This is a genomic window from Acinetobacter entericus, assembly GCF_026168575.1.
GTDB lineage: Bacteria > Pseudomonadota > Gammaproteobacteria > Pseudomonadales > Moraxellaceae > Acinetobacter > Acinetobacter bouvetii.
Map to the genome: position 1 here is coordinate 177,703 of NZ_JAPEQW010000002.1, position 15,080 is coordinate 192,782.

The following is a 15,080-nucleotide window of genomic DNA, read 5'->3' on the forward strand; positions in this document are numbered from 1 at the left end:
TAAATGTTAGAGCGGATTATTACCGCATTGGTTTTGGTCGCAGTTGTACTGAGCTGTATGTTTGCTGCGCAGTCACATTATCCAATGTATATGCTGATGATCATTGCAGCAGGGGTTGCTGGATATGAGTGGTTTAAACTCATGCCTAGAAAATCAAAAAATGTAATTAAACCGTTTGCCTGGGGTTATGGGTTGGTGACTGCAGTTTTATCTGCATTGGCTTTGCAGTACAGCGATTTTGCATTGCTGTTGTGGATCGCCTCTATTTTCACATGGATCTTAAGTGTTTATTGGGTGAAGTCATATCCTGACTATGACAGCTGGTATAATAACTCATTAAAATATATTGGCTTAATTCTAGTTTCTGCAGCCGTTACGGCGATATTTGCTGTTTGGCAAAGTTCCCCGTGGTGGCTGATGTACCTGTTTCTGCTGGTTTGGGGCGCAGACAGCGGTGCATATTTTGTTGGGCGTAAATTGGGCAAGAAAAAACTTGCGCCAGATGTCAGCCCGAATAAATCTGTAGAAGGCTTATATGGCGGTATTGCAACGGCCATGGTCATTGTGATTGCTGTTGAAGTGCTTTACTTGGATTTAAGTTTAGCCGAGCATGTTCTTTTTCTTATTCTTTCAGTCATTACGGTATTCAGCTCAGTATTGGGTGATTTATTTGAATCAATGATTAAACGCCGCGCCGGCATTAAAGACTCAGGCCGAATTTTGCCAGGCCATGGCGGCGTGCTTGACCGTATTGATTCATTGCTTGCTGCTGCGCCAATTTTTGCAGCAGGCGTATATGTTTTAAAACTTATAGGTGTAGATTTATAGATGTCACAGTCTGTTTGCATATTGGGCGTCACAGGTTCCATTGGTCAAAGTACCCTCAAAATTTTGGACAGCCACTCAGAAGAGTATTCCGTTTTTGCAGTCACAGCGCATAGCAGAATTGTAGAATTGGCAGAAATTTGCAAACAGTACCGACCGAAAATCGCTGTTGTGCCATCGCATAAAGTAGATGAGCTGCATCAGCTGTTGATTCAAGACGGTTTAACAGAGATTGAAATTCTGCATGGCGAAGCTGGATTGATAGCTGTGTCTGAACATCCGCAAGTAGATGTGGTGATGGCGGCGATTGTGGGCGCTGCGGGTTTGCTGCCGACTTTGGCCGCGGTGAAGGCGGGCAAGCGGGTGCTTTTAGCCAATAAAGAAGCGCTGGTCATGTCTGGCGATATCATGATGCAGGCGGCAAAAGATCACCATGCTGCTTTGCTGCCAGTAGATTCTGAACATAATGCGATCTTTCAATGCCTGCCTGATGGGTACTTTCAAGCTGAACGCAATGGCCAGCCTAAAATGGGGGTTTCCCGTATTTTGCTGACCGCATCGGGCGGCCCTTTCTTAAATCATACAATTGAACAGCTGCAAAATGTAACGCCTGCACAAGCATGCAAGCATCCGAACTGGTCGATGGGTCAAAAAATCTCAGTAGATTCAGCTACTTTAATGAATAAAGGGCTAGAGTTAATTGAAGCCTGCCATCTCTTTGCAATTTCAGAACATTTTGTAACAGTTGTTGTTCATCCGCAGAGTATCATTCACTCCATGGTTCAATATGTGGATGGTTCAACTTTGGCGCAAATGGGAAACCCTGATATGTGTACGCCAATCGCTCATGCTTTGGCATGGCCGAAGCGCATACAGACGCATGTGCCTGCTTTGGATCTGTTTGCAAATTCACATTTAAATTTCCAAGAACCGGATACAGCCCGTTTCCCTGCGCTGAAACTGGCGCGTCAAGCCATGAAATCGGGTGGTCTGGCGCCAGCAATTTTAAATGCAGCGAACGAAATAGCAGTTGCGGCTTTCTTAAATAATCAGATAGGATTTACTCAGATTCCTCAAGTTGCTGAACAAACCCTGAATCGGATGGAAAATGCTGTAGCTGACACGATTGATGTAATTTTGCAGGCTGATCAGGCGGCGCGCGCTATTGCTCAGCAATTTATAATGAATAAAGGAAGCTGAAACTATGAATGCCTTGTTTATTATACTTGCTGCAATTTTTTTGTTAGGTCCGCTTATTGCGATACATGAATTTGGCCATTACATTGTTGCACGTAAACTGGGTGTAAAGGTTTTAGTGTATTCCATTGGTTTTGGCCCGACATTGCTGAAATGGACATCGAAGAAGTCTGGCATTAAATACCAAATTTCTGCATTGCCTCTGGGCGGTTATGTCAAAATGCTCGATGAGCGTGAAGGCAGTGTTGCTGAGCAAGACCTGCCTTATGCATTCAACCGTCAAAATCCCTGGAAGCGAATTGCAATCGTTGCTGCAGGCCCGCTGATCAATCTGGCATTTGCAGTTGTGCTTTTTTGGATTCTATTGCTGCCTGCGCAAGAGCAATTGAATACGCGTGTCGGCAAGGTATTGCCGAATACACCAGCCGCTGCCGCGCAAATGCATGCAGGAGATAAAATTACTGCAATTGACGGCATGAAAGTATCAACTTGGGAAAAATTAAACTTTGCTTTGGTAGACCGTGTTGGTGAAACAGGCAGTATTGCCGTTGCTGCAGAGCGCGCGGGTGAAACCAAGAATTTTAATTTGCCGATTCAAAATTTTTTAAAAGATCAATCTCAATCACCGTTAGATGCTGTGGGTTTTATTCCTTACCGCCCGCATTTTCCGGCAGTCGTGACTGACGTCAGCAAAGACGGCGCTGCGATTCGTCAGGGCATGAAAGCTGGCGATAAAATTGTTGCAATCAATGGCGTAAAAATGAATGAGTGGTTTGATGTGGTGCAGGTTGTACAAGCATCTCCTGAAAAATTGCTCAAGATTGATGTTTTAAGAAATAATCAACTGCTTCATCTTGAGGTTATGCCGCAAGGTAAACGGGATAATATGGGTAAGGTGACTGGTGTGCTGGGAGTGCAAAGTGATCCAGGCAAAGTCACGATTCCTGCGGAATATAAGCAGACCATACAATATTCCCCAGTAGAGGCGTTTACAATGGCAGTGGATAAAACTGGACAAATTTCCAGTATGATTCTGAACTCCATTGTCAAAATGGTGCGCGGGCTGATTGGTTTCGATAACTTGTCAGGTCCAATCACCATTGCAAAAGTCGCAGGTCAAAGTGCGGAGATGGGCTGGCAAACCTTTATTTCATTCATGGCGCTGATGAGCGTGAGTTTGGGTATTCTAAATTTGCTGCCAATTCCAATGCTGGATGGCGGACATTTGGTGTACTATTTGGTTGAATTAATTCGTGGTAAACCTGTTTCTGAACAAATACAATTGGTTGGACTGAAAATTGGTATGGTACTGCTTGGCAGCATGATGCTGCTGGCACTTTTTAATGATTTTATGCGTTTATAAAACGCATAGAAGATGAAATAAATTAACAGCGGAAAAGACTGGCATGCAGCACACACATTTATTTATGCCTCTGGCACTGGTTAGTGCTATGACAGCAGCACAACAAGTATATGCAGCAGATGATTTTATCGTACAGGATGTAAGAGTAGACGGCTTGGTCCGTTTAACGCCAGAAAGCGTATACGGCATGCTGCCGGTGACTAGCGGTGACCGCGTTAATGACCCAGTGATTGCGAATGCAATACGTACTTTATATGCCACGGGCCTGTTTGATGATATTAAAGCGGCTCAGGAAGGCAATACGCTTGTATTTAAGGTGGTCGAGCGCCCTGTCATTTCTAAAATTGAAATGAAGGGCAATAAGCTGATTCCTAAAGAAGCGCTCCAAGAGGGCTTGAAAAAAATGGGGTTGGCCGAAGGTGAAGTGTTAAAGCAGTCTGCATTGCAGACTGTAGAAACCGAGCTGGAACAGCAATACATGCAGCAAGGCCGCTATGATGCGGACGTGACTGTAACCACCACGCCTAAGCCGAATAACCGTGTAGATTTATTGATTGAATTTGAGGAAGGCAAAGCGGCTAAAGTCTTTGATATCAATATCATTGGCAATACGGTATTTAAAGACAGCGAAATTAAGCAAGCCTTTGCTGTTAAAGAAAGTGGCTGGAGTTCAGTTGTTTCACGCAATGACCGCTATGCGCGTGAAAAAATGGCAGCTAGCCTAGAAGCATTGCGTGCAATGTACTTGAATAAAGGTTATATCAATTTCAATATCACCAATTCAAGCCTGAACTTAAGTGAAGACAAAAAGCATGTCTTTATTGAAGTGACTGTTGATGAAGGCGAGCAGTTTAAGTTTGGCCAAACTAAATTTTTAGGCGATGCGCTTTATACGCAAGCTGAATTGAAGCCATTGCAGCTGTATAAAGATGGTGATTTATATTCACAGGAAAAAGTGAATGGCGTGAAGCAGCTTATGCTGCGCAAATATGGTAATGCGGGATATTACTTTGCCGAAGTAAATGTTGTGCCTGAAATTAATAATCAAACTAAAGTTGTTGATTTAAATTACTATATTAATCCAGGTCAGCAGGTGAAGGTTCGCCGCATTAACTTTACCGGCAACTCTAAAACTGCAGATGAAGTACTGCGTCGTGAAATGCGCCAAATGGAAGGCGCATTGGCAAGCAATGAAAAAATTGATTTGTCTAAAGTGCGTCTGGAGCGTACGGGCTTCTTTAAAACTGTTGATATTAAGCCGGCGCGCATTCCAAACTCACCTGATCAGATTGATTTGAACGTGAATGTAGAAGAGCAGCATTCAGGTACCAGTACATTGGCGGTTGGTTTCTCGCAAAGCGGCGGTGTAACGTTCCAGGCCGGCTTAAGCCAAACGAACTTCTTGGGTACAGGTAATTCAGTCTCTGTAGATTTGTCGCGCTCTGAGACTCAAGATTACTATAACCTCAGTGTAACGGATCCGTACTTTACCATTGATGGTGTGCGCCGCGGTTACAATATGTACTACCGTAAAACAAAACTGAATGAAGACTATAATGTTAACAACTACGTAACAGACAGTTTTGGCGGCGGGATCAACTTTGGCTATCCAATTGATGAAAATCAAAGCATCAGCGCTGGCCTAAATCTTGACCAAACGGAAGTAACGACAGGACCTTATGTGTCCACCTATGTTCGTGACTATTTGCTTAAAAATGGCGGAAAGGCCAAAGGGCAAGGTCAATACTGTTCGACTGATAAGTTGATGTCTCAGCGTGAGATTGAAAAAGCTAGAGATGGGGTTAATTATGTGGAGCCTAACCCGATTCCTGCGGGATATGATGATTCACTTTGTGTAAGCAGTACGAATGCAGATGTTGGGTTTACTTCATTTGATGATGAATTTTCTGGTGATTTTTTAACATACAATTTGAACTTGGGATGGTCATACAATACTTTAAACCGTCCAGTATTCCCAACAAGCGGTATGTCGCACCGTATAAATGCTGAAGTGGCTTTGCCAGGCAGCGATGTTGAGTATCAGAAATTAACTTATGACGCGCAGGCATTCTTCCCATTGGGTAAAGATTTTGTTCTACGTGGATATGGCAAGTTGGGTTATGGTAATGATTTGCCATTCTTTAAGAACTTCTACGCCGGCGGTTTTGGTTCGGTGCGCGGTTATGACAACAGTACACTAGGGCCAAAATATCCTGGTGTGACATATAACGAATCGCATAAAAAAGACTATGATCCGGAAGAAGTGGGCGGTAATGCCTTAATTCAGTTTGGTGCTGAGCTTGCATTGCCATTGCCGTTTAAAGGGGATTGGACTCGTCAAGTCCGTCCGGTGTTATTTGCTGAGGGCGCTCAAGTCTTTGATACACAATGTGATATTCCATCTGGTAAACTTTATTTATCAGGTGGCGTAAATGATCAAGGCGTAGATGCTAAGAAATATTGTGAAGATAACTTCGGCTTTGACATGAACAATATACGTTACAGTGTTGGCGCAGGCTTTACTTGGATTACCATGATTGGCCCACTGTCACTCAGCTATGCATTCCCGCTGAATGATAAAGCAGGCGATCAAACCAAAGAAATCCAATTCGAAATTGGTCGTACTTTCTAAGTACGGCCTTTTCGGCTGAAAAATACAAATCAAACTCAGGGATTAATATGAAAAAATATTTTGGCGGCGCAATTGCCTTGAGCATGCTGTGTACATCGGTGAGCCATGCAGCAGGTTACGGTATTGTGGATTTAGAAAAAATTGTTGAGCAAAGTGCTTATATTAAGCAGCAAAATGCCAGCATGCAGCAGCAGATAAAACCGCAAACCTCAAAAATTGAGAGCTTAACCAAAGAGCTTGAATCTTTGCAGCAGCGCGCGCAGCAAGGTGCAAAATTATCTGATGCTGAAAAGAAAACCATGACTCAGCAATATCAAAGCAAACTGCAAGAGTTGAATGCTTTGCAGCAAAAAGTTCAGGGTGCGGTAGAGACCAATATTCAGGCTCTAAACAGAACGATGGACTCAAGAATTAAGCAAGCAGCAGAACAATTGCGTAAAGAAAATAATCTTGATGTTGTTTTGAATAAAAATTCAGCGCTTGCCTATGACCCTAAGTATGATTTAACTGATAAAATGATTCAAAAGGTCAATGCAATCAAGTAATCAATGAATCCTCAAAATTTCAGCTTAGAAAAACTCGCTCGTCTTGTGCAAGGCGAGTGTGTCGGTCAGCATGATCTTCAGATTGCTGGCCTCGCCAGCTTAGAGCATGCTGCGCCACAGCATTTGGCTTTTGTAAATGCCGAGAAGTATATTGATTCAGCAGAGCAGTCGAAAGCAGGCGCTTTGATTGTGACTGCAGCCTTAAAAGAACAAATTAAATCAAAACAGAATTTTATTGTGGTTGCCAATCCCTATTTGGCTTTTGCAATTTTGACGCACGTATTTGAGAAAAAGCACAGAAAAACAGGCATTGAAAGCACAGCGCAAATTGACGCCTCTGCAATTATCTCTGATTCAGCTTATATTGGCCATTATGCGGTCATTGGTGAGCATTGTGTGGTCGGTGATGAAGCGGTTATCCAATCGCACTGCAAAATTGATGATGGCGTTGAAATTGGCAAGCAGTGCTTGATTGATTCGCATGTCGTGCTGACAGGGCAGTGCAAATTAGGTGACCGTGTGCGGATTCATGCGAATACAGTGGTTGGCGGTGAAGGCTTTGGCTTTGCGCCATACCAAGGCAAGTGGCATCGAATTGCGCAGTTAGGCTCTGTACGGATTGGAAATGATGTGCGCATTGGCTCCAACTGCAGTATTGATCGCGGCGCATTGGATGACACGATTTTGGAAGATGGCGTCATTCTTGATAACCTTGTGCAAATTGCCCACAATGTTAAAGTCGGCGCGAATACAGCGATGGCAGCCAAATGCGGTGTTGCGGGCAGCACCACAATTGGCAAAAACTGTATCTTTGCGGGTGCAGTAGGCGTGGTAGGCCACATTAATATCGCTGATAACGTAACGGTTACCGGGATGTCAATGGTCACAAAAAGTATTTCTGAAGCTGGAAGCTATTCTTCCGGCACGCCTATGCTGGAAAGCCTGCACTGGAAACGCGCAGCTGTGCGCTTTAAACAATTAGCAGATGTGCCATTGACCCAATTGATGAAAAAACTTGATCATATGCAGTCTCAAGTAGAGTCCCTTGAATCAACTTTTAAATTGCGTAAATGATTATGATGACTGAGCCGAATACTCCCGCATTCACAAAGCCTGAACTGCCAATGCAAATTCAAACTATTCGTGAATATTTGCCGCACCGCTATCCGTTCTTACTTGTAGACCGTGTGACTGATATTACGGATTCAGGCATTGTCGGCTATAAAAATGTCTCGATGAATGAAGAATTTTTGCAAGGACATTTTCCTGGCTTTCCTATTATGCCTGGCGTGCTGATTGTTGAAGCAATGGCGCAAATTTCAGGCATTCTTGGTTTTGTCATGAATAATCAGAAGCCATCGAGTGACAAAATTTTCTTATTTGCAGGCGCAGAACGCGTTCGTTTTAAAAAGCAGGTTGTGCCAGGTGATCAGCTTGTTTTAAAATCAGAGCTTGTGATGCAGAAGCGCGGCATTTATAAATACAACTGTATTGCTACAGTTGACGGCATTGTCGCTGCTACTGCGGAAATTATGATTACGCAACAGAAAACAGAGCAAGCATGAGTAATAACGAATTTATTCACCCAACCGCTATTATTGACTCATCTGCAGTAATTGCGCCAGATGTGCAGATTGGCCCATACTCGATTATTGGCCCAAATGTCACGATCGGCGCAGGTACAAAAATCCATTCACATGTTGTGATTGGCGGATATACCCGTATTGGTCAAAACAATGAAATTTTTCAGTTTGCCAGTGTCGGTGAAGTTTGCCAGGATTTGAAATACGCAGGCGAGGAAACTTGGCTGGAAATTGGTGACTATAATTCAATTCGTGAACATTGCAGCTTGCACCGCGGCACAGTTCAAGATCAAGGCCTGACCAAGGTAGGCAGCCATAATTTATTGATGGTGAATACACATATTGCGCATGATTGCGTCGTAGGCGACCATAATATTTTTGCAAATAACGTGGGTGTAGCTGGTCATGTGCATATCGGCGATTATGTAATTGTTGGCGGCAACTCGGGCATTCATCAATTCTGTAAAATTGATTCTTACAGCATGATTGGCGGCGCATCGCTTATTCTTAAGGATGTTCCTGCTTATGTTATGGTCTCAGGCAATCCTGCGCATGCATTTGCAATGAATGTTGAAGGCATGCGCCGCAAAGGCTGGTCTAAAAATGTAATTCAAGGCCTGCGGGAAGCATTCAAATTGATTTATAAGTCAGGCCTGACCACAGACGAAGCTCTTCAAAAGATCCGCGCAGAAATCTTACCAGAGGTTTCTGAAGCGCAGCTGCTGATTGACTCTGTAGAACAGTCTAAACGCGGTATTGTGCGTTAATACAGTTTCTCAATAAAAAAACCGCCTAAAGGCGGTTTTTTTATTTCCAATGCGCTTATTTAAAATACTTGGCTTCTTCGGACTGAGGATAGCTCTTTAACAGTTTCTGCTTATACTGTACGGCTTGGGCTGTATTGCGGTCTACATCTTTGGCTATGCTGTAAAGCTGATACAGTGCGCGTGAGGCGCGCGATGAGTTGGGGTATTTGTTGGCAACAATACTGTAGTTGCGCTTAGCGTCTGCATAGTTGGTCGGTTCAATTGCAAGGTTGAATTCTGCCAACCAAAAGTGGGCATTGCTGATATACACGCTGTTTGGGTTGTTTTTGATAAAATTCTGCATTGGTGCAATGGCTTTCTTGGCGCCGCCTTGCTTATAGGCATCCAAGGCAACAGTATAGGCGGCCTTATCCAATTCGGCGGCTGTTTGCGGTGTACTTCCCGCAGATGGCGGCTGTATGGCAGGCGTATGAACAGGAGCCGCGGCGCTGGCTGCTGCTGGCGATTTTAAGGCTGCGGGTTGGCTGGCGGTGCTGCTGGGTGCAGTATCCTGTTGGTTATCCTCCGCATGGCTATCTTCTGAAGCTGGATCAACTTTTTGCTGCAGTAATTCTAGGCGCTGATCTAAATCGGCATAGCGGTTAGTGAGTTCATTTTTTAATTGAGAAATTTCATTGTCTTGTTCTTCAATTTTTCCACGCAGCGCGCGCAGGTCATTCTCCAGCTGCTGATTTTTCTGCATCAGCTGCCAGTTCAAGTTGGTTGAAACCGGTATGCTGTCTACTGAACTGCTGCCTGAAGCATAAGCTGCAGAGGTATTCGAGCTGTAACTGGAACTGCTTTGGCTTAAGCCGCGGGATTCAATCGGAACATTTGCCAGAACAGGGGCGGAGCATAATAAGGCGATAGCGCCCAAAACATGCTTACGTAACATCATAAAATTTCCGTATTGTTTTGCAGATGTCTTATTTCTCGCAAGAAAAATTCATCTTTGTCTGAATGAGATAAGCACATTAAAAACGTCAAAGGTCTGAAAAGCAATAATCTTTTGCAAACTTGTTGTGTTTAAAGGTAAATCCTTTCCTGATGTTTCAGGGTGTTTTTGCATCAAAAACCGGCTATCTGCTGTATAAATAATCAAACGAATGAGTAGCTTAGTGAAAATCAGCAATTTGCCTTGCAAGTTCATTAAAAATCTCTATACTCTGTTCTTGCAATGGTAGCCCTGCTGGTTACTTCGCAATTGTAATCTACGAACCCCGCCAGGACCGGAAGGTAGCAACGGTAGTAGACCTATGATGTGCCGAAGGCTTGCTGGCAGGGTTGCCACCAGTTATATAATAATTTGATCTTTTCTGCTTTTATACCATTTGGTTTTTCTTCAATTTTTTATTTGCCTAAGCTGCTTTCAGTATTGGTTTTTCCCTGTCTTTATTGAAAATCATTTTCTTTGCGTGAAATCGCTTTCATAATCGCATCCATTTCAAATCCTCGATACATTAAAAAACGAATCTGCTTGGCTTTGATTTTAGGATCTTTTGTGACTTCGGTTCCATACTTTCTGACTTTCAGTTCGTAAGCCTGCTGAACCCAATCAGTTTCTTTGAGTTCTTCCGCAATTAGGGCAGTATCAATTTTTTTATTTTTCAGCTTCATTTTAATTTGATTCGGGCCTTTGCCTTTACGCTTCTGGCTGGACAGCATGATTTCTGCGACACGCTGGTCGCTTTGATAGTTTTCACGCGAAAGCTCATCCACGAGTGTTGTCACTTCCTCTCGCGATTCTGCATATAAGGCCAGTTTGTCAATCAACTCAGCTTTGGAGTATTCCTTGCGGGTCAGGACTGCAAATGCGTAAGAACGCAAACGGGAGCCTTGCAGGCCCGGTTTTTTCTCAGCTTCTTTTGGTTCGAAACTTAAGGCATGATCCGCTGCTGAGTTTTCTGCTGCGCTGCTGACGGCAGGCTGGCTGCCATCATCGCTGAATTGCTGTTTCAGCGCTTGATAATCAAGTAGTTTAGGAAATTTTGAATCATTCATTGCGGCATATGCTTAGATAGAAAAACGCCCCGAAGGGCGTTTACCAGTTTAACCTGAAAAGGCAATACGGTCAGCTTTTCAAGTTTAAGTATTCTTGCGTTAAGTAAAAAAGCTTAAGCATCTAGAAAATCAGGCTCGACTTCATCTTTGTCTTCTACTGGCACATTGCCTGTAGTCAAAAGCTGTTCACGAATCATTTTTTCAATGATTTGCGCAAGTTCAGGATGCTCTTCTAAATGGCGGATTGTATTGTTTTTACCTTGGCCAATTTTATCGCCTTGGTATGAATACCATGCACCTGCTTTTTGCACGATTTCTTGCTGTACAGCAAGGTCAATCAATTCGCCCAGATGGTTTACGCCTTTGCCGTAAAGGATTTGGAAGATGGCTTCGCGGAATGGAGGCGCCATTTTATTTTTAACGACTTTGACTTTGGTTTCTGAACCAATGATTTCGTCGCCTTCTTTTACTTGGCCAATACGGCGGATGTCTAAGCGTACAGACGCATAGAATTTCAGCGCGTTACCGCCAGTTGTTGTTTCAGGGCTGCCGAACATCACGCCAATCTTCATACGGATTTGGTTAATGAAAATCACCATGCAGTTTGAACGCTTTGCATTACCTGTGATTTTACGCAGCGCTTGACTCATTAAGCGCGCTTGCAGGCCCATGTGTGAGTCACCCATTTCGCCTTCAATTTCAGCGCGCGGCGTTAATGCCGCTACGGAGTCGACTACAATCATATCGATTGCGCCAGAGCGAACCAGCATGTCAGCAATTTCTAGAGCTTGCTCACCGTTATCTGGCTGAGAAACTAAAAGATTGTCAATATCTACACCCAGTTTGCGGGCATATTGAGGATCAAGCGCATGTTCGGCATCGATGAATGCACAAGTTCCGCCAGTTTTCTGACATTGCGCAATGGCTTGCAGTGTCATAGTGGTTTTACCTGAAGATTCAGGGCCATAAATTTCAACAATACGGCCTTTAGGTAAGCCGCCAATGCCTAGCGCGATATCTAGAGTTAACGAGCCAGTTGATACTGCTTCAACAGCCTGAACAGTATTGTCACCAAGACGCATTACTGTGTTCTTGCCGAATTGCTTTTCAATTTGGCTGAGAGCCGCATTCAGCGCCTTGCTTTTATTATCATCCATCTTACAACCTCAATACGATGTCACAAACTATATACTCAAGTGGATGTATGTGCTTAAAACTTTTTCCACAGGGCTATAGTGACAGAAATTATCCTTATGTACAGTAAAAATCACAACACGTGCGACATATTGTGACGCTCTTTATTCATCATCATTATAAGACCAATTTTGGTCAAACTGCTGATCATTTTCTCTTTTAAACTTGCCAATATCACGCCGGTCTTTTTTGCTTGGGCGATGATCTGGACGTGCCAGATTATGCAGCTTTCGCTGTGATGCAAGCAACTCTCTTTTGCTGATGCTGGCTTCTGTTTCATCGTATAGGAGCTGTGCCGCGGGAGCAGGCCCGCGCACATCGGAAAGCGCCTTAACCACGACCGATTTCTTTTCAATGCCTTGCACAATTGTCAGCTCCATGCCGACGCGGACTTCACGCGAAACTTTCACCCGCTCGCCATTGTGATGGACTTTACCACCTTCAATGGCATTTTTAGCAATGGAACGGGTCTTGAAAAAACGCGCAGCCCATAGCCATTTGTCTATACGCATTCCAACCGCATCTTCGGCCAGATTTGATTTACGCATATTTCTTTTGTTCCTCGGCGCTTTCTAAAATAGGGATTAAGTCTGTTAATGCGTCCAGCATTGGATAATTGCAAGAGCTTCTTGGCGCATTGGCGGAAGATGGCTGTGCAATGCTGTAGAGATTTTCAATGCCGAAGTTTTTTGCGCCATGCAGCACTTTCTCGGTATCGTCAATAAAGTAGCAGAAGGATGCATTGAACGGATGGGTGGCCTGCAGTTTTTCCCAGAAGGGCTGGAATTCTTTGGCATGTCCCAAGGTTTCACTGCTGACCATGATGTCAAAATATTTGCCAATACCTGTTTTTTCAAGCTTGAATGCAAGTCCAGCTTCATCTGCATTGGTCGCCAGCCATATTGGATAGCCATTATTTTTTAAATACGTCAGTAGCTCAATACAGCCTTCACGCAATGCGACACGCGCTTTATGTTCGATTTGCATCGCCAATACATCTACGCCGACTTTAGCTGTCCAAAAGCGTGAAGAGTACCAATTTAAGGTATGATTATGCTCTTGGTAGAATTCGGACAGGGTGTGCCTGCTGTGTTCTAGTGAGCAATGATGTGTTTCCGCATAGCGGATTGGAAGTAAATGATTCCAAATGAAATCATCATAGGCAAGATCAAGCAGTGTGCCGTCCATATCAAAAATGATGACGGGTTTTTCTGAATAATTTGGCATATAAAGGCTTTCTATGTTTAAAACTGCAGCGTCGCCGCAAGATCCGATGATTTTACAGCTGGTGCCCATTGTGACACAGGCCTGTGAAATTTTGCGAGAAGAATATCAGCGATATTGTTCGGGTGATGCATTTGATGTGGAAGAAAAAGAAGATCATTCACCTGTCACGCAGGCGGATTACCGCGCAAATAGTTATATTACACGTGAGCTGGCCAAAATTTCTGACTTGCCGCTGCTGTCTGAAGAGGGTGAAAAAGGCGCGCGTGAAAAGTGGCAAAAATTTTGGCTGCTGGATCCTTTGGATGGCACCAAGGAGTTTTTGCACAAGCGGCCTGAATTCACCATCAATTTAAGCTTGGTCGATGGCGCGGCAACAGTGTTTGCTGTACTGGCGATACCGGGCGAGCAGACGATATATTTTTGCCCTGAACAAGGCATGCCGCTCAAGCTGAATTATAAGACAGCGCAATGGTCTAGCTATTACGCAGCAGATCATGAAAGTAATGTGCAGATCGGATTAAGTCAAAGCAGTCAAAATAAGCCTAAATATGCTGAATATTTGGAATATCTATCAACCTTAACGGAATTTAGTGTCTTTAAGGCTGGCAGTGCCTATAAGTTTTGCATGATGCTGGAAGACCGTGTGGATATTTACCCGCGCTTTCATCCAACCTGTGAGTGGGATACCAGTGCAGGGCAATGCCTGATCGAACGCATTGGCGGCGGGCTGGTTGATTTTGAGGGGCGCCCATTTACATATAATCAGCGTGATACATTGCTGAATGGCGGGTTTATGGCATTTAAAAATCAAGAGATGAAAAATATTGCGCTGCAGGCGCTGGCATTGATGCAGAAACGCCATTGAGCAAAAAACTGTTCATGCTATAGTGGTTTTGAATTATTGAGTTTAATGAATTATGCCCTTAGATTTGCTCCCGTCCAGTATGTTCAAAGCAATAGACTTATTGCCGGACGCAAAAACACCTGTCACTTTGTTCACGCGGCATTCGATTCGTGAGGTGGTAACAGGGCAAGGACTTGCGGGCTATGATTTGCAGCTGACGAATCAAGGGCGTGATTTGGCTCAAGCATGGGGTTCTTATTTAATTGATAATACAGACCGCGTGATTCAGCATTGCATTTCCAGCCCGATACAGCGCTGTGTAGATACGGCTGCGTTAATGATCCAAGGCGCAGATGTGCAAACGGTAGAACCTAATACCCATCATATTGAAATTATTGAGCAGGGACTGCTGGTCGAGCCTGGCAGTTTTGTGCTGGATATTAAGCAGGCTGGCCCATACTTTCAAAGACAGGGTGCTCTGGGTTTTATCAACAGTTTTGTAAACAATGCATTGCCGGGCATGAAACATCCGATTAGCGGCGTGGTTGATGTGCTGGAGCTGATTTATAACACTCACCCAACGAATCCATATGGATTAAGCCTTGCAGTAAGCCATGATACTATCTTAGCTGCGATCTTAGCGGTCATTTCAGGCAAGCATATTGTGACTAGAGAAGACTGGCCAAAGATGATGGAAGGCTTATTTGTCTGGTTTGAAGGGGATATCTTCCTGGAATCCAAACTGAAATGGGTGTGGCGCGGTGAAGTTAATGAACTGAATATCAAGGACTTTCAAAAACTGGAAATATAATCCATATCTCAAAGGCGCTGACAAGATTGTGTTCTTTTCAGCGCCTTTTTTA

General features: G+C 43.9%; 16 protein-coding genes and 1 other RNA gene. 11 read left to right on the top strand and 6 right to left on the bottom strand.

What is annotated here, in order from left to right; translation table 11 throughout:
* The first annotated feature begins 3 nt into the window (after positions 1 to 3).
* From OKC24_RS02375 to lpxA, 8 genes are all read left to right on the top strand, one after another.
* Positions 4 to 828, top strand: coding sequence for a phosphatidate cytidylyltransferase (locus tag OKC24_RS02375; protein WP_130144700.1), 825 nt, complete (start codon positions 4 to 6; stop codon positions 826 to 828).
* Entirely contained in the window at positions 829 to 2,025 is a 1,197-nt protein-coding gene (ispC, locus tag OKC24_RS02380; RefSeq protein ID WP_130144702.1) for a 1-deoxy-D-xylulose-5-phosphate reductoisomerase, read from the top strand.
* A gap of 4 nt (positions 2,026 to 2,029) precedes the next feature.
* Positions 2,030 to 3,385 (top strand): RIP metalloprotease RseP, encoded by a 1,356-nt coding sequence (gene rseP, locus OKC24_RS02385; protein ID WP_130144704.1) that lies wholly within the window; start codon positions 2,030 to 2,032, stop codon positions 3,383 to 3,385.
* 88 nt (positions 3,386 to 3,473) lie between these two features.
* A complete protein-coding gene (bamA, locus tag OKC24_RS02390; protein ID WP_416346064.1) occupies positions 3,474 to 6,017 on the top strand; it encodes an outer membrane protein assembly factor BamA in 2,544 nt (847 codons plus the stop codon).
* A gap of 47 nt (positions 6,018 to 6,064) precedes the next feature.
* On the top strand, positions 6,065 to 6,562 hold the full coding sequence (locus OKC24_RS02395) for an OmpH/Skp family outer membrane protein (RefSeq protein WP_005010357.1): 498 nt from the start codon (positions 6,065 to 6,067) through the stop codon (positions 6,560 to 6,562).
* 3 nt (positions 6,563 to 6,565) lie between these two features.
* Entirely contained in the window at positions 6,566 to 7,636 is a 1,071-nt protein-coding gene (lpxD, locus tag OKC24_RS02400) for a UDP-3-O-(3-hydroxymyristoyl)glucosamine N-acyltransferase (protein WP_130144708.1), read from the top strand.
* Between the two features lie 5 nt (positions 7,637 to 7,641).
* Entirely contained in the window at positions 7,642 to 8,127 is a 486-nt protein-coding gene (fabZ, locus tag OKC24_RS02405; RefSeq protein ID WP_131275958.1) for a 3-hydroxyacyl-ACP dehydratase FabZ, read from the top strand.
* Positions 8,124 to 8,912, top strand: a complete 789-nt coding sequence (gene lpxA, locus OKC24_RS02410) for an acyl-ACP--UDP-N-acetylglucosamine O-acyltransferase (RefSeq protein ID WP_130144710.1) — start codon at positions 8,124 to 8,126, stop codon at positions 8,910 to 8,912. Before fabZ ends, lpxA begins: the two co-directional genes overlap by 4 nt.
* 55 nt (positions 8,913 to 8,967) lie before the next feature.
* Here lpxA and OKC24_RS02415 read toward each other — a convergent pair whose 3' ends face one another.
* Both OKC24_RS02415 and OKC24_RS02420 read right to left on the bottom strand, forming a co-directional pair.
* Positions 8,968 to 9,849: a YbgF trimerization domain-containing protein gene (locus OKC24_RS02415; protein WP_130144712.1), complete on the bottom strand. Its 882-nt coding sequence runs from the start codon at positions 9,847 to 9,849 to the stop codon at positions 8,968 to 8,970.
* 48 nt (positions 9,850 to 9,897) lie between these two features.
* Positions 9,898 to 10,101, bottom strand: coding sequence for a hypothetical protein (locus OKC24_RS02420; protein WP_130144714.1), 204 nt, complete (start codon positions 10,099 to 10,101; stop codon positions 9,898 to 9,900).
* Between the two features lie 37 nt (positions 10,102 to 10,138).
* On the opposite strand from OKC24_RS02420, the gene ffs reads away from it, so the two are divergent.
* Positions 10,139 to 10,235: signal recognition particle sRNA small type (gene ffs, locus OKC24_RS02425), an RNA gene on the top strand.
* A gap of 108 nt (positions 10,236 to 10,343) precedes the next feature.
* Here the strand turns inward: ffs and OKC24_RS02430 are convergent.
* The 4 genes from OKC24_RS02430 to OKC24_RS02445 all read right to left on the bottom strand — a co-directional run bounded on the left by OKC24_RS02430 (position 10,344) and on the right by OKC24_RS02445 (position 13,373).
* Positions 10,344 to 10,952, bottom strand: coding sequence for a regulatory protein RecX (locus OKC24_RS02430; RefSeq protein ID WP_130144716.1), 609 nt, complete (start codon positions 10,950 to 10,952; stop codon positions 10,344 to 10,346).
* Between the two features lie 113 nt (positions 10,953 to 11,065).
* Complete coding sequence (recA, locus tag OKC24_RS02435; RefSeq protein ID WP_005010339.1) at positions 11,066 to 12,109, bottom strand: recombinase RecA; 1,044 nt, start codon at positions 12,107 to 12,109, stop codon at positions 11,066 to 11,068.
* 141 nt (positions 12,110 to 12,250) lie between these two features.
* On the bottom strand, positions 12,251 to 12,694 hold the full coding sequence (locus OKC24_RS02440; protein WP_005010335.1) for an RNA-binding S4 domain-containing protein: 444 nt from the start codon (positions 12,692 to 12,694) through the stop codon (positions 12,251 to 12,253).
* The gene (locus OKC24_RS02445; protein ID WP_130144718.1) at positions 12,687 to 13,373 is read right to left on the bottom strand and encodes an HAD-IA family hydrolase; all 687 of its coding nucleotides are present in this window, start codon (positions 13,371 to 13,373) and stop codon (positions 12,687 to 12,689) included. The genes OKC24_RS02440 and OKC24_RS02445 overlap by 8 nt, the downstream gene beginning before the upstream one ends.
* Before the next feature lie 13 nt (positions 13,374 to 13,386).
* On the opposite strand from OKC24_RS02445, the gene OKC24_RS02450 reads away from it, so the two are divergent.
* Both OKC24_RS02450 and OKC24_RS02455 read left to right on the top strand, forming a co-directional pair.
* A complete protein-coding gene (locus OKC24_RS02450) occupies positions 13,387 to 14,238 on the top strand; it encodes a 3'(2'),5'-bisphosphate nucleotidase CysQ family protein (RefSeq protein ID WP_130144720.1) in 852 nt (283 codons plus the stop codon).
* Between the two features lie 52 nt (positions 14,239 to 14,290).
* Positions 14,291 to 15,028 carry a histidine phosphatase family protein gene (locus OKC24_RS02455; protein WP_130144722.1) on the top strand — a complete coding sequence of 246 codons (738 nt, stop codon included), beginning with the start codon at positions 14,291 to 14,293 and terminating at the stop codon, positions 15,026 to 15,028.
* Positions 15,029 to 15,080: the final 52 nt, after the last annotated feature.